The organism is Candidatus Zixiibacteriota bacterium (genome assembly GCA_040752595.1).
Taxonomy (GTDB): Bacteria; Zixibacteria; MSB-5A5; order WJJR01; family WJJR01; genus JACQFV01.
This window is the reverse complement of record JBFMGX010000033.1, coordinates 1-20963: the sequence shown is the minus strand read 5'-3', so window position 1 is coordinate 20963 and position 20963 is coordinate 1. Positions and strand designations below refer to the sequence as shown.

The window sequence follows — 20963 nt, the reverse complement described above, 5'->3', positions numbered from 1 at the left end:
CTGTGTCTCCGATCAACGCCATGCGTCTCGGTGCGATCGCCCGCAAGGAGGCGATTCAGTTGCGCCGCGATCCGCGAAGTCTGATTCTGGCCTTTTTGCTTCCGGTCGCGTTGCTGATTCTGTTCGGGTACGCGATCACATGGGACATCGATGACATTCCCCTGGCCGTTGTCGACTGTGACCATTCGGCGCGGAGCCGGGAGCTGGTGGGTGCATTTCTCGCATCCGGGTATTTCTCCTTGGTGGCACGTCCGGATCGCGCCGCGGACCTCGGCGGTGACCTGGACCGCGGACGGATCCAACTGGGGTTGGTGATTCCCGTCGGCTTCGCTGCCGACTTGGACGCCGGGAGAGCGGCGCCGCTGCAGGCCATCGTCGATGGCAGCGATGCCAACACGGCCACGATCATCCTCGCCTATTCCGAGGCCATTGTCCGGTGTTACTCGGCGCAGATACTCTTGCACGGCGTCCAACCGCTGGCACTCGTGACCGCGCAGTCGCGCGTCTGGTACAATGAGGAGCTTACCAGTCGGAACATGATCGTCCCCGGACTCGTGGCGGTGATCATGATGATCATCGCCGCCATGCTGACGTCGCTGACGATCGCGCGTGAATGGGAACGCGGCACGATGGAGCAGTTGGCGGCCACACCGGCGTCGCGGCTCGAAATCGTCCTGGGGAAGCTTCTCCCCTACCTGATCATCGGTTTGATCGACGTCGTTGCCTGCTCGTTTCTGGGCGTCCTGTTGTTTGGCGTTCCCTTCCGCGGCAGCCCGCTGTTGATGTTCATACTGTCGTTCTTTTTCCTCTGCGGTGTCTTGGGATTGGGGATGTTCATCTCGGCAGTGGCCAAATCGCAGTTGTTGGCCACACAGATGGCGATGGTGGCAACCTTCCTCCCCGCCTATCTGCTGTCCGGGTTCATGTTTGCCATCGATGTCATGCCGACGGTGTTGCGGGGGATCACATTCATCGTGCCGGCGCGGTACTTTCTGGTCGTGACCCGTGGCCTCTTTCTCAAAGGCGTGGGGATCAATGTCCTGTTCCTCCAGGGTCTGCTGATGATCGCATTTGCGGCCATCGGGTTCTTCCTCGCCGTCCGTGTCTTTCGGAAGGAACTGGCGTGAATCCCCGCGCTCGCTACGGACGCATCTTCGAGATGGTGCGCAAGGAGTTCCTGCAGATTCGGCGCGACCCGCGACTTTGGCGTGTGATCGTCTTCGCGCCGATGGTCCAGCTCATTGTCTTCGGATACGCCGTTTCCACCGACGTCCGGAACACGAAGACCTTCGTGGTCGATCATGACCGGACACAGGCCTCGCGGGAGTTGATCGAGACGCTCACCGCCTCCGGGTATTTTCGCGTCACCGGCCGCTCCGATCGTCCGGCGGATCTGGTCAGGGCGCTGGATCACGCCGATGCCGTGGTGGGGCTGGAGATTCCTGCGGGCTTTGCCCGGGACCTGACCCGCGCCGGCGGTGCCCAGGTGCAGGTACTCTTGGACGGCACCAATTCCAATGTGGCCACTGTCGCGCGGGGCTATGCCGAGCGGATCGTGCAGGACTATGCCGCGCGGATCGCGCGTCAGGGAACGATGGGAGGCATCGATCTGCGCGAGCGGCCGTGGTTCAATCCCGATCTGGCCAGCCGGAATTACAATGTCCCGGCCGTCGTGGGCGTCATCATCATGCTGGTCTGTCTGCTGTTGACCTCGCTGGCGGTCGTCCGCGAACGCGAGATCGGCACGCTGGAACAACTGATGGTCAGCCCATTGTCGCCGGGGGAATTGATTGCCGGCAAGACCATTCCCTTTGGCATCTTCGGTCTGTTTGACTTCGTTGCAGTGATCACGGTCGCAGTTCTCTGGTTCAAGATCCCGTTTGCGGGGAATGCGGCCCTCATGCTCTTGGCGAGCGTGCCCTTCCTGTTGTCCGGTCTCGGGATTGGACTTCTGATCTCGACCGTCTCCAGCACGCAGCAAGAGGCGTTCATGGTCACGTTCCTGATCTTCATGCCGACGATCCTGCTGTCGGGATTCATGTTTCCCGTGTCGAGTATGCCCTCGGCGTTCCAGTGGCTGACGCTGCTCAACCCATTGCGCCACTATCTGGAGATCGTGCGCGGTGTCTTCCTCAAAGGAGCGGGCGCCGGCGCGCTCTGGCTCCAGTTTCTGGCATTGACCTTGATCGGCGCCTTCGTGCTCACTGTCGCTTCGCGCCGCTTCCGCAAGACGATCGCCTGAGGAAGTCGCAGGCGCCGCCTGACGGATCCTCGCGAGTCGTCGCGTTTCCGCGCTGAAGAAAGAAACGCCACCTGAAGACAGGTGGCGTCGGACTCTCTCCATATGACGGATCAGATTACCCGTTGAAGAGCTTTTGCTCTTCGCTGAAACGGGCTGCCAGCGCGTCGGCAATGTGGGCCATTGTCTCGGGCGTGAAATTGAAGAACTGAGTGGAGGGGAGGTTAACCAGATCGGTCTCCGCGCGCGAGGAGAACCAGTACCCCAGCGACTTGGCCAATGTGTCGGCCAGGCAGACTGCGTGCGTGAGCGACAGCAATGCCGGCTCGACGATATCGGTGGCGTCGGGTGATTCCAGATCGGTCGGATGGTGGTGCATGCGGACGGCTTTCACCAGGCGCGGCGGGAAGTTCCAGTGTTGGAGCATCGTGGCGCCCAGATCCGCATGGTGGAAGCCGAAGTACTCCTGTTCGATGTCGCGTTCACCAAAGGGATCGCGACTGATCTCATCGAGCGCCGGCATGTACTCTTCCGGGAACTTTTGCAGCAGGACAAGCTGTGCCAGATCATGTAGCAGACCGGCGAGGAATGCCTCTTCGACGCGGCGCGGCTCGACCCGTTCATAGATGATCCGGGCGCCGATGGCGACCGCGATGGAATGATCCCACAGCGCCTGTTCCAGCCCGCGCTCTTCGTCTTTGCGGAAGAGCGACGACACGGATGTGGCGACCACCAACGAGCGCAACAGGGAGAAGCCCAGTACCATGATCGCCTCGTTCAGGGAGGTCACGGCACCCTTGCGGCCATAGAACGAGGAATTGGACAGGCGCAGGACAGTGGCCGACAGCGAAGGGTCCTTGGATAGCACGCGGGCCAGTTCGGCGGCGCCGGCGTTGCCGCTGCCGGTCATGCGCATGACGGTGGGAATGACGGCGGCCCGGGCGGGAAGGAACTCGCCCAGGGTGGCGATCACTCTCTCGCGCAGCGGCTGCTGAGTCTGAGTCTGTACCTGCATCTGAACCCGTGACTTAGTCCCTGAGGTCGTCAGCATCTTTGGTTGCCTCCGTTATCGGCTCCCCATCTGCGTATCGGCACGATCATGGAGCGGCTTGAGGGAGGGAGACTTGGAGGTTCCACGCGCGGGCCAGTGTGCCGTCGATCTCGGTGATACGGGTCGTCACGGACTAGGGTCCGTGGCACACTGGATTGGAGGAGTCAGGAGTCTACGGCTCTTCCGAGATGGTGACGGTGCGAAGCGAGTTCTGGCCGCCGAAGGGGTCGGGGACGGTGTGCGGGTTTTCAGGATCGGTGACCCACTGGTCATCGACGAGGAACTTGTAATCGTAGGTTCCCGGGGCAAGCCGGATCGTCACGCTCCAAATGCCGTCACGACGACGCTTCAATGGACGCAACGCCCAGTTACTGAATGAACCGCCGATGGTGACGTCTGTAGCGTCGGGGGCGCTGAGACGAAATGTCACCGAGACTGTGCGAGGCGATGGTGACGGTCTGCGGGTCCGCGCCGGACGGGGAGATGCGTTTCTCCTGCCTGATGCACTCTGTGAATTCTTCCCAAGGCCTCTTCCGGATTGCGCGTTCGTCTTCGCGTCCTGTCTGCTGCGGCCTCCCATATCCAAACCCTCACGAGCGCTCTGCCGGGCCACGACCGCGGCCACTTGATCGCCCCTCACTGACTGGGAAGATATTCCTGCCCCCTCCGTTTGCCAACGCAAAAAACCTCGTGGGGGTAGTCGGCCGTCTGGGTGGCCGCGGCAGTCGCTGAGCGAACATGAACGTCAACAGCATGTTCAGCTTACCAGAGACTTCAGGCCGGAGACACCAAGGCATTCGCGCTGTTGTTCAATCCCCTGCGCTCATCTGCTTGACACGTGTAGGGCGGTGGCATAACTTCCATCGCTTGCGGCCGGCAAGGGAGACTAATTGGGTGTTCTTTCGGATCCGGCATTGGGCGCGCGGACGCACGGGAAGCAAAGCACCATGGCATCGGGCCGGAGCCGCCAGTGAGCCAGCAGTTTCCGCAATGGACCAACCGTTTGCCCGTCTACCTGGCGGTGGCGGGGATTGGGGCGCTGGTGATCGTCGTCGGCTTCTTTTGGCATTTCGGATCGCCCCGGTACACCGACGTCGGCTATCGACCTCGCCAGCCGGTCGAATACAGCCACAAGCTGCATGCCGGCGACCTGGGCCTGGATTGCCGCTACTGTCACTACAACGTGGAAGTCTCCGCCAAGGCAGGCGTTCCGCCGACGAAGGTCTGTATGAACTGCCACACGTTGATCGGCACGCAGAGTGAGAAGCTGCTGGCCGTGCGCGAGAGTTGGTCCTCGGGCAAGCCCCTGCAGTGGGTGCGCGTGCATGATCTGCCGGACTACGTGTACTTCGATCACAGCATCCACCTGCATGCCGGAATCGGCTGCGAGAGTTGCCACGGCAACGTCGCCCAGATGGAGCGGGTGATGCAGAAGAAGCCGCAGAGCATGGGATGGTGTTTGGACTGTCACCGTCACCCGGATGATCAACTGCGGCGACCGCAAGAGATCACGACGATGGGCTGGACCCGGCCCGCCGATCAGGCCGAGTACGCGGCCCGGGTGAAAGTGGAGAAGAAGATCGCCCCTTCCGAGGATTGCAGCGCATGCCATCGTTAGATCACGGGGATCATGTGAACGGGAGGGCGTACTGGCGCAGTCTGGACGAGCGGGCAGTCTCTCCGGAGTTTCGCCGGTTCGTCGAGCGCGAGTTCCCCGAGGGCGCCTCGGAGCTGAGCGATCCGATCTCGCGGCGGCGGTTTCTGAATCTCATGGGGGCATCGCTGGCTTTGGCCGGGTTGGCAGGGTGCCGGCGTCCGGTCGAGAAGGTCATCCCCTATGTCATTCCGCCCGAGGAGCTGGTGCCGGGTGTGCCGCAGTTCTATGCGACGACGATGCCGTTGGGGACGAGCGCCTATGGGGTCGTCGTTGAGAGCCGCGAGGGGCGGCCGACGAAGATCGAGGGAAATTCGCTGCATCCGGCGACACGGGGGAGGACCAATGCCCTTCTCTCGGCCTCGATTCTGAGTCTCTACGATCCCGACCGGTCGTCGCGTGTCCTCGAACGCGGCGCGGAGCGTACTTGGGATGAGTTTGTCGTCTTCTGGCGGACGCGCCTTGCCCACTTCCGCACGCGCGGTGGTGCGGGACTGGCGGTGCTCTCGGAAGCGTCCACGTCGCCGACGCTGGCGGCGCTGAAAGCGGAATTCCATCGCCAATTCCCGGAGGCACGGTGGGCCGCCTTTGAGCCGGTGTCGGACGAGAATATCGATGCCGGCATTGCCCTGGCGACGGGCCGGGACTTGAGGCCGGACTACCATTATGATCGCGCCCGGGTGATTCTCTCCCTGGCCGGCGACTTTCTTCTGACGGAGAGCGAGAGCATCGCGGCGACGGCCGGATTCGCCGATGGCCGGCGCATCAGTTCTCCCCAAGATGAGATGAACCGGTTGTACGTTGTCGAGGGAGGGTATTCGCTCACCGGCACCATGGCTGATCATCGCCTGCGTGTGACGGATGGCGGAATGACGGCCTTCGTCGTAGCGCTGGCGGCTGAGCTGGCGACGCGCGGCGTCGTCGTGGCCGGAGTGAGCGAGTCACGCAATGCAACGGACAGGTTCGACCGGGCGTGGCTGGGAGCAGTAGCCGACGATCTGGTGTCGAATCGCGGCCGATCGCTCGTCGTGGCGGGGCGTCGCCAGCCGCCGATCATCCACGCCCTGGTGTACGCCATCAATGAAGCCCTGGGCAACGTGGGTCAGACGGTTGAGTATCGCGAGCCTGTCGACGTGATATTGCCATCAAACTCACAGTTGATGGATCTGGTCGGTACGATGAGGCATGGCGAAATCGAAACGCTCGCAATAATTGGGGGAAACCCCGTGTACGCCGCCCCGGCGGATGTGGATTTCGGCAACGCCCTGACGAAAGTCGCCGAGTCGATCCACTTGTCTCCTCATGTGGACGAGACATCGCAGCATTGCACATGGCATATTCCACGTGCGCACTATCTGGAGAGTTGGGGGGATGCGCGTGCGGCCGACGGCACGGCCGGCGTGATTCAGCCCCTGATTGAGCCCTTGTTCAACGGCCGCTCGGAGATTGAGCTGGCCAGAGTACTCGTGGACGGACGGGATCGCCGTGGCTATGATCTTGTGCGTGACACCTGGCAGCGCCTGCTACCACCTGCGGACTTTGACGCGGCATGGCATCGTGTCTTGCACGATGGGCTGCTGCCGGGAAGCGGCAGTCCTGCTGTAGCCGCGTCGCTGGATCGCGATGCGCTCACATCGGCTTTGGCCTCCGAAGCGACAGGGCCAGCCGATGACGGGTCGCTGGAGCTTTTGATCTCACCGTCAGCGACCGTCTACGACGGCCGTTTCGCCAACAACGGCTGGCTGCAGGAGCTCCCGGATCCGGTGACGAAATTGACATGGGACAACGCCGCGGTCGTGTCCCCGGCGTCGGCCCGCCGATTGCAGGTGGCCAATCAGGATGTCGTCTCCATCAGTCGGGCGGGACACTCAGTGGATCTGCCGATCTGGATCATTCCCGGACATGCGGACAACTGCATCTCGCTGACCTTGGGATATGGACGGACAGCGTGCGGTCGCGTGGGGACTGGTGTTGGTGTGAACGTGGCTGCCTTGCGGAGCGCGTCGGTGGGCGGGGTGATTCGGGCGCAAGTCGCGAAGACCGGGCGGACCTATCCTGTGGCGACGACGCAGAATCACTGGAGTATGGAGGGGCGGCCGATCGTGCGTGAGGCGACACTGGAAGAATTCCGTGCTCACCCTCACTTCGCCGCGGAGGCCGTCGAACACCCGCCACTGAAGTCTCTCTGGAAAGAGCACAGTTACGATGAGGGCAATCAGTGGGGCATGGCGATCGACCTGAACGCCTGCACCGGGTGCGGTGCCTGCACGGTCGCCTGCCAGAGTGAGAACAACATTCCCATTGTCGGCAAGGAGCAGGTCGCGCGCGGACGGGAGATGCACTGGATTCGGATCGATCGCTACTTCTCCGGTGATGAGAACAACCCGGAGGTCGTCCACCAACCGATGGCCTGCCAGCATTGCGAGAATGCCCCGTGCGAACAGGTCTGCCCCGTGGCGGCGACAATGCACAGCCAGGACGGTCTGAACATGATGACGTACAACCGCTGCATCGGAACGCGCTATTGCTCCAACAACTGCCCGTATAAGGTGCGCCGGTTCAACTTCTTCAACTACACGAAGGACACGCCGGAAGTCCAGCGGATGGCGATGAACCCGGATGTGACCGTGCGCTTTCGCGGCGTCATGGAGAAGTGCACGTACTGCGTGCAGCGCATCAGCCGGGTCCGGATCACCGCCAAAGACCATGATCGGGCGATCGTCGACGGCGAGATTGTGACCGCCTGCCAGCAGGCCTGCCCCGCCCAGGCGATCGTCTTCGGGGATGTCAACGATCCCAACAGCAAGGTGTCGGAGATGAAAAGACGACAGCGGCGGTACGAAGTCCTTGCGGAATTAAACGTCAAACCGCGGACGTCGTACTTGGCCAAGCTGCGCAATCCCAACCCGAAGTTGGCATAGTATGTCTGGAATGACACACCGTCGGTCCGCGATTGAGGATTGCCTGTGAGCAATGGAGTCCCCCAGATGGCGGCACCGCATCCGGCGGACGCCCCATTGATTGCGGGCAACCAGACCTTCGGGACCGTCACCGAGCGGATCAGCCGCCTCGTCGAGGGCCGGACGCCGCGCGCCTGGTACATCGTCTTTGCGGCGGCCTTCTCGCTCTTGCTCGTTTTCGTCGGGACCATCGGTCATCTGGTGTGGACGGGGATCGGGATCTGGGGGCTCAACGTACCGGTCGGTTGGGGTTGGGCGATTGTCAACTTCGTCTTCTGGGTCGGGATCGGACACGCCGGGACGCTGATATCGGCGATCCTGTTCCTGATGCGTCAGCGCTGGCGGACATCCATTAACCGCTTCGCGGAAGCGATGACCTTGTTCGCGGTGCTCTGCGCCCTGATGTTCCCGGCCTTTCATGTCGGGCGTGTCTGGGTGGCCTACTACATGTTCCCGGTGCCGAACCAGATGTCGATGTGGCCCAACTGGCGCAGCCCGCTGTTATGGGATGTCTTTGCCGTGAGCACGTATTTCACCGTGTCGCTGCTGTTCTGGTTTGTCGGCCTGATCCCCGATCTGGCGACATTGCGCGATCGTGCGAAGACGAAGCTGCGGCGGCTGATCTTCGGAGTCCTCGCGATCGGCTGGCGGGGTGGCAATCGTCAATGGCGTCACTATGAGCTGGCGTATCTCCTCCTCGCCGGTCTCTCCACGCCGCTCGTGCTCTCGGTGCATTCGGTGGTATCCACCGACTTTGCGGTCTCGATCCTCCCCGGCTGGCACACGACGATCTTTCCACCCTACTTCGTGGCCGGCGCCATCTTCTCCGGATTTGCGATGGTCCTCACGCTGGCGATCATCGCGCGCCGGGTGTATCACCTTGAAGACTTCATCACAGTGAATCACCTGGAGCGGATGAACAAGATCATGCTGGTCACCGGGATGATGGTGGGGTATGCCTATGCCACCGAGTTCTTCATCGCCTGGTATTCCGGCAACATCTACGAGATCTTCGCCTTCGTCAATCGTGCGACCGGTCCGTATGCGTGGGCGTACTGGATCATGGTGAGCTGCAATGTGCTGGTGCCGCAGTTCTTCTGGTTCCGTCGATGGAGAACCAGCATCCCGGTGATGTTTGTGGCTTCGATTCTGATCAATGTCGGCATGTGGTTTGAGCGCTTCGTTATTGTCGTGTCCTCGCTGGCCAATGACTTCCTGCCGTCGATGTGGGCGTATTTCAAGCCGACGATTTTCGACGTCTCGATGCTCGTGGGGTCATTCGGGCTGTTCTTCACCCTGTTTCTCTTGTTCATCCGTTTTCTGCCCATGATCTCCATGGCCGAGGTCAAGAGCGTGCTTCCGGCGGCCAATGTGCACGGATCTCACCATGGTTCTGGCGCGGTCGCGGCATCATCGGAGTCCGCCTGATGGCTGAGAAGCATCCCATCCGTGGCGTGCTCGCAGAGCTCGACAGTCCGGCGGCTCTCCTGACGGCGGCGCGGCGGGTTCGTGAGGCCGGATACCGCGAATTTGATTGCCATTCGCCCTTTCCGATCCACGGCATGGACGACGCGATGGGGCTGCGACGCTCGCCATTGGGGTGGGTCGTCGGGGGCGCGGCGATGCTCGGGGTGGGGAGTGCCATCCTCCTGCAATGGTGGACGTCGACTGTCGATTACCGGTTTCTCATCTCCGGCAAACCGTACTTCAGCTTCCAAGCGTATGTGCCGGTCACCTTCGGATTCGGCGTACTGTTTGCGGCATTGGCGGCGGGTCTTGGGATGCTGCACTTCAACCGATTGCCGCGTCTCCATCACGCGGTCTTCTCCTCTGAGCGTTTCCGGAAGGTCTCCGATGATGGCTTTTTCGTTTCGATTGAGGTCGGCGATCGTCTGTTCGATGCCGACCGTACGGCGGACTTCCTGCGCTCCATCGGCGCGACGCACGTGGAGTTGTTGAGCGACTGAGATGGGCATGGGCATTCGGGTCATGACATTGAGAATCGCCCGGAAGGCCGGCGGAGGTGTGGTCGGCGCGGCGCTGGTGGCTCTCGCGGTCGGCTGCCAGGGGCAACCCTCGGAGAAGCCCCCGATCCATCTCAATCCGAACATGGTTGATCAGGAGAAATACAAGGCCTACGGCGCCAGCCGGTTCTTCGCCGACAGCGCCGCGATGCGTCATCCCCCCGCCGGAACTGTGGCGCGCGGTGCGCTGCATGAGAACATTGTCTTCTACACCGGTTTTGATGTCCACGGTGACCCCGCCGCTTCGCCGGAACCGGTGACGATGCCGCTGTTGCACCGGGGGCAGGAGCGATTCAACATCTACTGCGCGCCGTGCCACGGGCGTGTCGGCGACGGGCGCGGGATCATGGTGACGCGCGGATATGTCCCGCCGCCGAGTTTCCATGACGACCGCATCCGTAACATGGCCGACGGCGTGATCTTTGACGTGATCACCAACGGCATACGCAACATGCCGTCGTATAGCGCGCAGATCCCGGTGACCGACCGTTGGGCAATCATTGCCTATCTGCGGGCGCTGCAACGCAGCCAGAATGCCACGTTGGAAGACATCCCGCCGGAGAAGCGGGGATCGTTGAAGTGAGTCGATCCATGCCTTTGGAGCCGAGAGCCTATCACCTCCCCGATATGCCCGTGCCGGGTCGACGGGCACTCCTTCTGGGTTTCGTGGGGCTGGTGCTGTGCGGCGTCGGCATGGCCCTCGATGCGCCCCGATTCCTGCAGGCCTACCTGACGGCATACGTGTTCTGGGTGTCGATCGGTCTGGGTGCGCTGTTCTTCGTGATGCTGCATCACTTGATCGGTTCGCAGTGGAGCATCGTGCTGCGGCGCATCACGGAGACGGTGATGTTCTCACTGCCGCTCATGGCGGTGTTTTTCATCCCAATCGCCTTCGGTCTCCCGCTCTTGTACCGTTGGGGCGATCCCGAGGCGGTCGCGGCCGATCACATTCTCCAACACCGTTCGGTCTATTTGAATGCCGCCTTCTTCATCGCGCGGACGCTGTTGTATTTCATCATCTGGTTCTTACTGTCCTACCGGTTGTACAAGTGGTCGTTGGACGAAGACAGCGGCTACGACGAGGCGCGCCGTGCGCGCATGAGGCGTCTGTCGGCGGTGGGGATGGTTCTGTTTGCCTTCACTGTGTCGTTTGCCGCCTTTGATTGGCTGATGTCGCTTGATGCCCATTGGTACTCGACGATCTTCGGCGCCTATGTGTTCGCCGGGTCGGTGATGGCGGCCCTGTGCTTCCTGACGTTGAGCGTCATGGCGCTGAAACGGCGCGGCCTCCTGGCGGATATCGTGACGGTCGAGCACTATCATGATCTTGGGAAGTTGATCTTCGCCTTCACGATCTTCTGGGCCTACATGGCGTTTTCCCAGTATATGCTGATCTGGTATGCCAATATTCCCGAGGAGACGGTCTGGTTCGCGGAGCGCTGGACTGGATCTTGGAAAACGGTCAGTCTGCTTCTGGTGTTCGGGCATTTTGTCATACCCTTTGTGCTTCTGATGCCCAAGATGATGAAGCGGCGGCCGTCGTTCCTGATGGCGATCGGCCTCTGGTTGCTGGTGATTCACTGGGTGGATCTCTTTTGGTTGGTATTGCCCTCTCTGCAGCATGAGGGGGCGGTGTTGTCGTGGATGGATCCGGTGGCCATGCTCGGCATCGGCGGCGTCTTCTGCGGTCTGTTCTGGCGCCGGCTGGCGCGGCATCCGCTCGTGCCGCTCGGTGATCCGCGTTTGGACGCATCGTCGCGATCGGACAGTCATTGACCCAAATGTCGGCAAACGATAGAAGCGCACGGACAGTCGATTCGTCGGGAGCCGCCGACAGAAACAAATCGCGCCGGATCATGTTAGGGTGGCACGGGTAGCAGGATGAGCGCGCAGGACCACGAGGAACGACAGCGGCACGAGCACGGTGCCGGCGGATATGAGAAGCGCGATGTCTCCGTCGGCCGACTCCTGGCGGTGACCGTCACCGCCGCGGTCGTTCTGGCGCTTGTCTTGGTGGGACTGTTTCAACTCTTCGTGAGCACATCTGAAGAGGACATCCAGCAAATGGTCCTGGCACCCGAGTCGGCGGCGCTGCGCGAACTGCGCGCACACGAAGAGGGCGTCTTGCAATCATACGGAGTGGTCGATACCACGCTGGGACAGTACCGCATACCGATTGAGCGCGCGATGGAGTTGGTGGCGGATGAAGCGTATCGGATACGCGCCGTAGGGAGGAGCCACCCATGATGTTCCCGCGCTTCAGAGTCATCGCACTCATCCTCCCGGCCGTGGCGGCGCTCACGATTCCCCGGACGGGGGTCGCCCAGCAGGTCCTGGAAAATGTCCCCGAGTTGCAACGGATCGATGTCGTCGAGCATCTGGGGGACACGATTCCACTCGACCTGGTCTTCACCGATGACCGCGGGGATCCGGTCACATTGCGGCGCTACTTCACCGCCGATCGCCCGGTGATCCTGACCTTGGCGTACTCCAACTGCCCGATGTTGTGCTCCATCGTGCTGGACGGTCTGACCAATGGTGTGCAGGCGTTGTCATGGCGACCGGGCGGCGAGTTCCAGATGATCACCGTCAGCATCGATCCTCTGGAAACGGTCGAACAGGCCGCCGCCCGCAAGAAACGGTATATGTCCTACCTGCCGCGGGCGTCCAACCCGGACGGTTGGGCGTTTCTGGTCGGTGCCGCAGGCCAGTCGCGGGCTCTGGCCGATGCTGTTGGCTTCAAGTACTTCTGGGACGAAAAGAGCCGGCAGTATGCACATCCCGCCGTCGTCATGATCCTGACGGGCGACGGTGTCGTTTCCCGCTATCTGTACGGCATTGAATACAAGGAGCGCGACTTGCGCTTGGGGCTGCTGGAGGCCTCGGAAGGGAAGATCGGCAGCACGATCGATCGTATCATCCTCTATTGTTTCCACTACGATCCGGCGGCCAAGGGATATGTTCTCTTCGCCGGGAATGTCATGCGCTTGGGCGGTCTCCTGACGATGGTGGCGCTGGTGGCCTTTTTGGTCGCCCTCTGGGTGCGCGATCGGCTGCATCACCGGGCCGGGCCGGCCGCAGTCTCCTGAGGCATTGACCACGCACACGAATGGATACCACGCGCACATTGTTCCTTCCTCCCGGCGGCTCGACGGTCGCTCCCGAGGTCGACGCGTTGTTCAATTTTCTCGTGTATGTGGCGATCGCGTTCTTCGTTCTGATCATGACCATGGTCATTGTGTTCGCGGTTCGTTACCGCCGCCGGGGACCGCAGGTCCTGACGCCGGGGATCTCGCACAACACGGCGCTCGAGATGACCTGGATCACGATTCCTCTGATCCTTGTGGGCATTGTCTTCGTCTGGGGATTTCGTGGCTACTTGAAGCAGAGCGTCGTGCCGAAGGACGCACTGGAGGTCCGGGTCACCGGGCAGAAGTGGTTCTGGTCATTCGCCTACCCTGAGGGCGCGACGTCGATCAACGAGCTCGTTGTTCCGGCCGGGAAGCCGATCAAGCTTCTGTTGTCGTCCCAGGATGTGATCCACAGCTTCTATGTACCGGACTTTCGCATCAAGCGTGACGCTCTGCCCAACCGTTACACGATCACCTGGTTTGAGGCGCCCCGACCGGGCAACCACCACCTCTTCTGCGCGGAGTACTGCGGGACCAAGCACTCCGCGATGATCGGCACCGTCCGCGTCGTCAGTGACCGGGAGTACCAACAGTGGCTCGAGAGCACGTCGGCCTCGGGAACGGGAATGAGCGCGGTGGACTTTGGCGCCAAGTTATATGTCTCCAAGACCTGCAACAGTTGTCACAGCAACGACGGGCGCGCCATGAACGGTCCCACATTCCGGAATCTGTACGGTCATGACGTCGAGATGACCGGCGGAGGACGGGTGATCGTCGACGAGAACTACCTGCGCGAATCGATTCTGGATCCGCGCGCCAAAGTCGTCGCCGGATACCAGCCGATCATGCCGACCTTCCAGGGACTGATCAAAACCCATGAGATGGATGCCCTGATCGCCTACATTAAATCGCTGTCGCCGACGAAGGAGGACGATGGACAACCAGCCCCCCGTCCATAGCTACCTGAGGGAGCCATCGGGCCTGAAGTCCTGGCTGCTCACACGCGACCACAAACGCATCGGTGTGCTGTACCTGATCGGTATCATGACGGCCTTTGTCATCGGCGGCGTGCTGGCGTTGATGATCCGCCTGGAGTTGTTGCGTCCCGGACCAACGCTGTTTACACCGGACACCTACAACAAGATCTTCACGCTGCACGGGGCGGTGATGATCTTCCTGTTCATCATCCCGTCGATCCCGGCCGCGTTAGGCAACTTCGTACTGCCGTTGTTGATCGGCGCCAAGGACGTCGCCTTCCCCCGTTTGAATCTGGCAAGCTGGTACATCTACGTGGTCGGCACGGTGGTGGCATTGTACTCGATCTTTGCCGGAGCGGTGGATACCGGGTGGACCTTCTACACGCCGTACAGCACGCAGTCGACGACCACGGTGACCGCCATGACGCTGGGGGCGTTCATCCTCGGGTTCTCGTCGATACTGACCGGGCTGAATTTCATCGTCACCGTGCACAAGCTCCGGGCGCCGGGGATGACCTGGTTCCGCATGCCGTTGATGGTATGGGCGCTGTACGCCACGGCGGTGATTCAGATTCTGGCCACGCCCGTCCTGGGGATCACGCTGGTGCTTCTGATTCTGGAGCGGCTCTTCGGCATCGGGATTTTCGACCCCGCCATGGGCGGCGATCCGGTCCTGTATCAGCACTTCTTCTGGTTCTATTCGCATCCGGCCGTGTACATCATGATCCTGCCGGGAATGGGGATCATCTCGGAGCTGATCTCGACGTTCTCGCGCAAGACGATCTTCGGCTACCGCTTCATCGCCTTCTCCTCGGTGGCGATCGCACTGTTGGGATTTCTCGTCTGGGGACACCACATGTTCGTCTCCGGCCAATCGGAGCTCGCCTCGATGGTGTTCTCGGCGCTGACCTTCTTGGTGGCGATACCGTCCGGGATCAAGATCTTCAACTGGCTGGCGACGATGTACAAGGGCCAGATCAGCTTCACGACGCCGATGCTCTATGCGCTTTCGTTCCTGTGCACGTTCACGGTCGGCGGGTTGACGGGGATCTTCCTGGGGACATTGTCGGTAGACGTCCATCTGCACGACACGTACTTCGTGGTGGCCCATTTCCACTATGTGATGGTGGGTGGAACGGTCATGGCGCTTCTGGGGGGGGTTCACTACTGGTGGCCGAAGATGTTCGGGCGCATGTACAGCGAGTTCTGGGGTCGGATCGCAGCCATCATCATCTTCGTCGGCTTCAATCTGACGTTTTTCCCGCAGTTCGTGCTCGGTTCGCAGGGGATGCCCCGGCGCTACTTCGACTACATACCCGAGTATCATTCGCTCCATGCGACTTCGACCGTTGGTTCCTGGGTGATGACCATCGGCTTCCTGATCATGGCGGCCTACCTGATCCGCTCGTTCTCCCATGGCGCCATTCCGGGCGACAATCCCTGGGGGTCGCTGTCGCTGGAGTGGACCACGACATCGCCACCGCCCACGGAGAACTTCGCCGTGACGCCCCAGATCACCCACGGCCCCTACGACTACGACCAGATGACCGCCGCCAGCACCCTGGCGCGGCACGGGACCGGAGCCCGATGAGCGTCGCCGCCGATCATCCGGCCTTCCTGCAGCACCACTTTGCCGATCCCCGGCAGCAGCACGAGTCGGCCAAGCTCGGCATGTGGCTGTTTCTCGTGACGGAGATTCTCCTGTTTGGCGGGTTGTTTTGCGCCTATGCCGTCTACCGCGCCTGGTATCCCGAGATGTTCTACAACGCCCACAAGGCGCTCGACGTCCTGATGGGGGGCATCAACACCGTGGTGTTGATCACGTCCTCGGTCACGATGGCGTTGGCGATCCGCAGCCTCCAGCGGGATCGACGGCGACCGGCGGTCGGTCTGCTGTTGGCGACGTTGCTTCTGGCTTCGGTGTTCCTGGTGATCAAGTATTTTGAATACAGCCACAAGATTCATCTTGGGCAGTTGCCTGGGAAGTACTACCATTTCACCGGTGTGCCGGGAACCAATCCCCACATCTTCTTCAGCATCTACTTTATGATGACCGGACTGCATGGGCTGCATGTTCTGGTCGGCATGGGCGTGATCGGGTGGGTCATGGTCCGGACCGCGCGGGGCGCGTACTCTCATGTCTACTACACACCGGTGGAGTTGGCGGGGTTGTACTGGCACCTCGTGGACATGATCTGGATTTTCCTGTTTCCATTGTTGTACCTGATCGGGTAGAGTCATGTCATCCACTTCTTCCGCAGATTCGACACATGTGACGCCGCTGCGCGTCTATCTGACAGTCGGCGGGCTTTTGTTGTTGTTGACCGTCGTCACTGTGCTGGTATCCCAGGTGCACCTGGGCACGTGGAACCTGGTCGTGGCCCTGACGATCGCCGCCATCAAGGCGTCCCTGGTGGCGTTCTTCTTCATGCATCTGTACTATGACCACAAGTTCTACTTCGTCCTGTTTCTGGTCGGCGTCCTGTTCCTGGCGCTGTTCATCGGATTCTCCATGATCGATACGATGCGGCGCGGCGATCTCTACCGCGAGGTGGCCGCGCCGATTCATGCACCGGCGGCAATCTACGGGACTCCGGCGGACAGTTCGCATTCGTCGGGGCATGCGGCCGACTCAGCGGTCCCTCCCGCCGTCGGACATTGAGATCACGAACGTGAGTCAAGAACGAGGAATACTGTCGCCCCGACCTTGTGAAATGAGGCACCACAGATGGAGGCGCTGACGGCCGGGGGCATCGTGGAGGTGCTATCGTGACAGGATTGCGACGCTGGTTGGTGGCGACGACGGCCGCGACCTACCTGCTCATCTTTGTCGGCGGCTTGGTGCGGGTGTCTGGGGCAGGATTGGGATGTCCCGACTGGCCGAAGTGCTTCGGGCGTTGGATTCCTCCGACCGACATCGGTCAGGTGCCGTCGGACTTCGACCCCGCTCAGTTCAACATCACGCTGGCCTGGATGGAGTACGTCAACCGCCTGATCGGCGTCACGATCGGCGTCCTGATTCTGATCAGCGCCATCCGGTCGATTCAAAGGGCGCGCCATCGTCCCCGGATCCTCTATCCGGTTCTGGTGGCGCTCCTGCTGGTGGCCATCCAGGGATGGCAGGGTGGAAGAGTCGTCGGTTCGCAGTTGGCTCCGTTTGTGGTGACGATTCACATGGTGCTGGCGTTTGTCATTGTCAGTCTCCTGCTCTATGCGACACTCGAATCGCATCATGAAGGGCGGGCCGGTGCGGTTGAAACAGGCGGTCCCACTCGGGGGCTGCGACGGTGGTTGGGACTGCTGTGGGCCCTGTCGATTGTCGCCATCGGGCTGGGGACGCAAGTGCGATCGGACGTGGGAGAGCTCCAGAAGGCGCATCCGGCATTCACCGGCCTGGACGTCTTGGCGCAAGTCGGAGCGGTTCGGATCTGGCACCTTGTGCTGGGGATATTGATCGTAGTGGCCAGTGGATATGTTTCGGTGGTTATTTTGCGTTGGGCGCGGACGAAGACGCGGCTACTGACTTATGGTGCTCGCGCTTTGGCGGCTCTCTCTGCCATCCAGGTGCTCATCGGCTTTTTGCTTGTCGCCGTGGGACTCCCAGCCGCACTGCAGGTGTTCCACTTGTGGATATCAAGTCTCTACATCGGTGCGCTCCTGGTCGTGCAGTTTGCCGGCGCGCGCAGTCGGGAGGACGCTCATGCCGCCTGAACAGCGTGTGTCCGGGCGCATCGTGATACTGGCGCTGGCCGGGCTTTTGGTGATCGCCATGATCGGAGCGTATGCGATCCATCTGTCCAATCGGTCCCGTTTGGCGCTGCCGGTCTTGGGACAGGTTCCCGAGTTCACCTTCACGGAACGTTCGGGGGAAACGTTCGGCCGTCGTGATCTGATGGGTAAAATCAGCGTGGTCGACTTCATCTTCACCCGCTGCCCCGGCATCTGTCCGATCATGTCCGGCCGCATGTCGCGTTTGTATCGCCAGTTCGCCCAGCATCGGGAGATCCAGTTTGTCTCGATCTCGGTCGATCCCGACTATGATTCGCTACCCGTGCTGCGGGCATATGCCGAGCGCCAGGGCGTGACCGACAATCGTTGGCTCTTTCTTCGTGGTCCCATCGATGAGGTCATCCAACTGAGCGAAAAGGGATTCATGCTGCCGTTGGATGAACCGCCCGCAGGGCATAGCAGCAAGTTCGTGTTGGTCGATGCGGCAGGGCAGATTCGCGGGTACTACGCCAGTGACGCCGATGACAGCCAACTGTTGCTCCAATACCATCTTATGGCGCTGTCCGGCAGTCTGCGGCGTCGCCGTCCGGCTTCGCCTTCCTGAGATGTTCCACTTTGGAGCAGTCGGTAGCCCGCCCCGTGACTCGGCAAACGGGAGTTCGTGCTGTCAAACCAAATGACAGCGTCTGCCGTCGACGGTATTAGCCGCATGTGCGACCGTCCGTGACGGGGGCCGACTGCGGCTACTGACCGGCCGGGGGTGACGAGGGCGGTTGGTTCTTCGGCGAATCGTCCGGCGGCTCGGGTTCGTTGGAGTCGCGCATGCCCTTCTTGAATTCACCGATGCTGCGCCCCAGCCCACGCGCGATCTCCGGAATCTTGCGCGCCCCGAACAACAGGACGATGACCAGCAGGATGAGCAGGAGCTCCTGGGTTCCCAAGCCGAACATGGTTGCTGTCCTTTCCCCGTCGAATCCGTTGGACGGCTCATCGAGAACGGCGCCGTCGCGTATGCCACTCTATACGACGAAATACCCGGGATGGCAAGAACTTATGACCCCGGCGATGTAGGCCGGGCAGAGTAGCGTTCCGGCGGCGCAAGGATCGCTCACGCCATAGACGCCGTCGTTCAGACGGTCGAGCCATAGAGACCAGCCACGGAAGCAACAGCGTAGCAAGCGGACAGACCGAGGCAGGACTGAGACGCTTCGACGTGATCCACGATCGAGTGAGTAAGCCGGTGTCCTGGGGGTTAAGCCCGTGTCGGCGCGAGCGCAAAGCTTGAGGATGGGTAGCGCCCTATCCCCTTGGATTGCAGTGTCTTGCCCCGGTCGTGGTGTCTTGGAGCCGGTGGAGAAGGGACGTACCGACGTAGCCAGTGGCTATCTTTAGCAACTTTCTCCTTGCTCCATCGGATCCAAGATTGCATCCTTTCGTTTCAGTGTGATAGCCTCGGGGTGGACTGCTGGTACGGCTCTCGTCTTGCAAGGAGGTGTCAGTGGATATCAGCAGGGCAAGTGACATAGGCCACGTGCTATTCTCGATGGCCACTGACGTAGTGCATATCGTCCTGATCTGTTTCTCTCTTCTACTCTTCCTCTATCAGATGAGGCAACTGCGCGGAGCCCGATTCCTGAAGAGTCTCGCTTTCTGTTGGGCGTTTATGGGACTGTCGTACCTTGGTAGAATATTATTGGCAGTGGTCACATATGTAATTGCGAAGTACTCTACCCAGCTCCCTGTCGAAATAACGGCTGCTCGCATACTCCGAGTGTCCGATATTTGGTATCTCGCTGATTCTGTCATTTCGCTCACCAGTACCTATTTCTTGATCCGTGCCTGGTATTTGATCAAGAAGTACCCTGAAACCCACTTCACAAAAGAATGGTCGTCCGCCAGCCTCGGGTTCGTGGGAGCCGTGATCGCAGCCACAATTACAGCAGTTGCATCGAACAGCGACATTCTCGCGTTTCTGATGCAAGTCGTCGATGTGCTTGCTGCTGCCGTTGCGGCAATCGGAGTAGGCCTTGCCTTTGGCACTTGGAAGGAGCCTGTGACAAGCATACCTAGGGCCGGTGTGGTTCTCCTCCGCTTCGTGACCCTCATTTGCTTCAGTCTATGGGGTTTGCTTCAGTTAGTCTGGCTCCTGATACCTATGTCGACCAAGGGATGGGTGCAGCCCTCCTATCTGATCTCGCGGTTCGTGGAGCCTGCTAGTGTCTATTTCCTGACACTGATGATGGCGAAGTTCGTCTGTTCGATTTGCGCCGCCATCTATGGCATCATCTTCTTGAAAGACGCTTCGTCGCAACCCGGGACAGCTGCCGCAAGCTAGCAGCACATAGGGCTCGTCCGATTGCGGGGTCAAGAGCATGGATGGCAAAGGAGGCAGTGAGTCACGTGCGGCGAAGGTGCTGCTGATGGTGATCGGGACCGTGATCGGCGGATTCATCCTGCTTGTCATAACTCTCTCCTACACGCAGTGGTTCAGGAGTGTAGTGACTTCAAGGAGGTCTGTTGTCTACGGACAGGCAACTACAGAAAACCTGCTCGCGATCGCGGGGCGGAGCGACAGAAGATGTTGTCCGTACGTCACATGTCGCGATTCGACATTGAGCATAGGCAGCTACTTTCGATATGGTGTTGTCATCGAAAATGACGGGGACGTCACAGTGGACTCTCTTAGGCTATATGTCTTGCCTGACCTGTATTGTCAAGACTGCACGGACTGCTTCCTCGATCTCATGCCGGTTACACGAGCGATTCCGGATGAGCTTCGTGCGTCCATTGCCATTACAAATAGGCCAGAGTCATCGACAGCTGCTGAGGACTTTATCATCTCGCACATTCCCAAGCATGCATCGATTCAACTCACGTTCATCCTCTACTGCCATTCGGTGCAGATTGCAGTCCACCCGCATGTCGAGCTGGCTATAGACGCCAGCTGGAGCATTCGTGAGAAGGTCGGTCTTGAACCACGTTTCTAGCCTCACGTCGGGCCGATGGAATTCGATCGATCACCCGACTATGGGATCGGGGCATGATCTTCTCTCAACGGGGCGGGTGGACGTGTGTCCTGTTTCAGCTCCAGTCGGACAGATTTAGCATCTAAAAGTTGATGGTTTGCGTCGGTTCTCCGGGCCAGATTAGGGGACGGAGGACGGATGTATGGACGAGGATCATGGGACGCCGCTGAGT

At 60.7% G+C, this 20963-nt stretch carries 21 protein-coding genes; 18 read left to right on the top strand and 3 right to left on the bottom strand.

What is annotated here, in order from left to right; all coding sequences use genetic code 11:
* The first annotated feature begins 2 nt into the window (after positions 1-2).
* Together AB1792_08925 and AB1792_08920 are read left to right on the top strand one after the other, a co-directional pair.
* A complete protein-coding gene (locus AB1792_08925) occupies positions 3-1127 on the top strand; it encodes an ABC transporter permease (GenBank protein ID MEW5702336.1) in 1125 nt (374 codons plus the stop codon).
* Positions 1124-2242, top strand: coding sequence for an ABC transporter permease (locus AB1792_08920; GenBank protein MEW5702335.1), 1119 nt, complete (start codon positions 1124-1126; stop codon positions 2240-2242). Before AB1792_08925 ends, AB1792_08920 begins: the two co-directional genes overlap by 4 nt.
* Positions 2243-2357: 115 nt before the next feature.
* Here AB1792_08920 and AB1792_08915 read toward each other — a convergent pair whose 3' ends face one another.
* A complete protein-coding gene (locus AB1792_08915) occupies positions 2358-3290 on the bottom strand; it encodes an HDOD domain-containing protein (GenBank protein MEW5702334.1) in 933 nt (310 codons plus the stop codon).
* 172 nt (positions 3291-3462) lie between these two features.
* Entirely contained in the window at positions 3463-3720 is a 258-nt protein-coding gene (locus tag AB1792_08910) for a glycogen-binding domain-containing protein (GenBank protein MEW5702333.1), read from the bottom strand.
* 540 nt (positions 3721-4260) lie between these two features.
* Between AB1792_08910 and AB1792_08905 the strand changes: the two genes are divergently transcribed.
* The 14 genes from AB1792_08905 to AB1792_08840 all read left to right on the top strand — a co-directional run bounded on the left by AB1792_08905 (position 4261) and on the right by AB1792_08840 (position 18369).
* Positions 4261-4908 carry a cytochrome c3 family protein gene (locus tag AB1792_08905; protein ID MEW5702332.1) on the top strand — a complete coding sequence of 216 codons (648 nt, stop codon included), beginning with the start codon at positions 4261-4263 and terminating at the stop codon, positions 4906-4908.
* A complete protein-coding gene (locus AB1792_08900; GenBank protein MEW5702331.1) occupies positions 4896-7865 on the top strand; it encodes a TAT-variant-translocated molybdopterin oxidoreductase in 2970 nt (989 codons plus the stop codon). Before AB1792_08905 ends, AB1792_08900 begins: the two co-directional genes overlap by 13 nt.
* Positions 7866-7931: 66 nt before the next feature.
* On the top strand, positions 7932-9332 hold the full coding sequence (gene nrfD / locus AB1792_08895) for an NrfD/PsrC family molybdoenzyme membrane anchor subunit (GenBank protein ID MEW5702330.1): 1401 nt from the start codon (positions 7932-7934) through the stop codon (positions 9330-9332).
* Positions 9332-9871, top strand: coding sequence for a DUF3341 domain-containing protein (locus tag AB1792_08890; GenBank protein MEW5702329.1), 540 nt, complete (start codon positions 9332-9334; stop codon positions 9869-9871). The genes nrfD and AB1792_08890 overlap by 1 nt, the downstream gene beginning before the upstream one ends.
* A gap of 7 nt (positions 9872-9878) precedes the next feature.
* The gene (locus AB1792_08885) at positions 9879-10511 is read left to right on the top strand and encodes a cytochrome c (GenBank protein MEW5702328.1); all 633 of its coding nucleotides are present in this window, start codon (positions 9879-9881) and stop codon (positions 10509-10511) included.
* 8 nt (positions 10512-10519) lie between these two features.
* On the top strand, positions 10520-11704 hold the full coding sequence (locus AB1792_08880) for a hypothetical protein (protein MEW5702327.1): 1185 nt from the start codon (positions 10520-10522) through the stop codon (positions 11702-11704).
* Between the two features lie 105 nt (positions 11705-11809).
* A complete protein-coding gene (locus AB1792_08875; protein MEW5702326.1) occupies positions 11810-12175 on the top strand; it encodes a hypothetical protein in 366 nt (121 codons plus the stop codon).
* On the top strand, positions 12172-13017 hold the full coding sequence (locus AB1792_08870) for an SCO family protein (GenBank protein ID MEW5702325.1): 846 nt from the start codon (positions 12172-12174) through the stop codon (positions 13015-13017). Before AB1792_08875 ends, AB1792_08870 begins: the two co-directional genes overlap by 4 nt.
* Positions 13018-13037: 20 nt before the next feature.
* Complete coding sequence (gene coxB / locus AB1792_08865; GenBank protein MEW5702324.1) at positions 13038-14018, top strand: cytochrome c oxidase subunit II; 981 nt, start codon at positions 13038-13040, stop codon at positions 14016-14018.
* Positions 13993-15627, top strand: a complete 1635-nt coding sequence (gene ctaD / locus AB1792_08860) for a cytochrome c oxidase subunit I (protein ID MEW5702323.1) — start codon at positions 13993-13995, stop codon at positions 15625-15627. Before coxB ends, ctaD begins: the two co-directional genes overlap by 26 nt.
* Positions 15624-16271, top strand: a complete 648-nt coding sequence (locus tag AB1792_08855) for a cytochrome c oxidase subunit 3 family protein (protein MEW5702322.1) — start codon at positions 15624-15626, stop codon at positions 16269-16271. Before ctaD ends, AB1792_08855 begins: the two co-directional genes overlap by 4 nt.
* Before the next feature lie 4 nt (positions 16272-16275).
* A complete protein-coding gene (locus AB1792_08850; protein MEW5702321.1) occupies positions 16276-16698 on the top strand; it encodes a cytochrome C oxidase subunit IV family protein in 423 nt (140 codons plus the stop codon).
* A 107-nt stretch (positions 16699-16805) separates the two neighbouring features.
* On the top strand, positions 16806-17747 hold the full coding sequence (locus tag AB1792_08845; GenBank protein ID MEW5702320.1) for a COX15/CtaA family protein: 942 nt from the start codon (positions 16806-16808) through the stop codon (positions 17745-17747).
* Positions 17737-18369, top strand: a complete 633-nt coding sequence (locus AB1792_08840) for an SCO family protein (GenBank protein ID MEW5702319.1) — start codon at positions 17737-17739, stop codon at positions 18367-18369. The genes AB1792_08845 and AB1792_08840 overlap by 11 nt, the downstream gene beginning before the upstream one ends.
* Positions 18370-18508: 139 nt before the next feature.
* Here the strand turns inward: AB1792_08840 and AB1792_08835 are convergent, their stop codons facing one another.
* Positions 18509-18715 (bottom strand): twin-arginine translocase TatA/TatE family subunit, encoded by a 207-nt coding sequence (locus AB1792_08835; protein ID MEW5702318.1) that lies wholly within the window; start codon positions 18713-18715, stop codon positions 18509-18511.
* Between the two features lie 548 nt (positions 18716-19263).
* On the opposite strand from AB1792_08835, the gene AB1792_08830 reads away from it, so the two are divergent.
* Both AB1792_08830 and AB1792_08825 read left to right on the top strand, forming a co-directional pair.
* Complete coding sequence (locus tag AB1792_08830) at positions 19264-20100, top strand: hypothetical protein (protein ID MEW5702317.1); 837 nt, start codon at positions 19264-19266, stop codon at positions 20098-20100.
* Positions 20101-20137: 37 nt separating this feature from the next.
* Positions 20138-20752: a hypothetical protein gene (locus AB1792_08825; protein MEW5702316.1), complete on the top strand. Its 615-nt coding sequence runs from the start codon at positions 20138-20140 to the stop codon at positions 20750-20752.
* Positions 20753-20963: the final 211 nt, after the last annotated feature.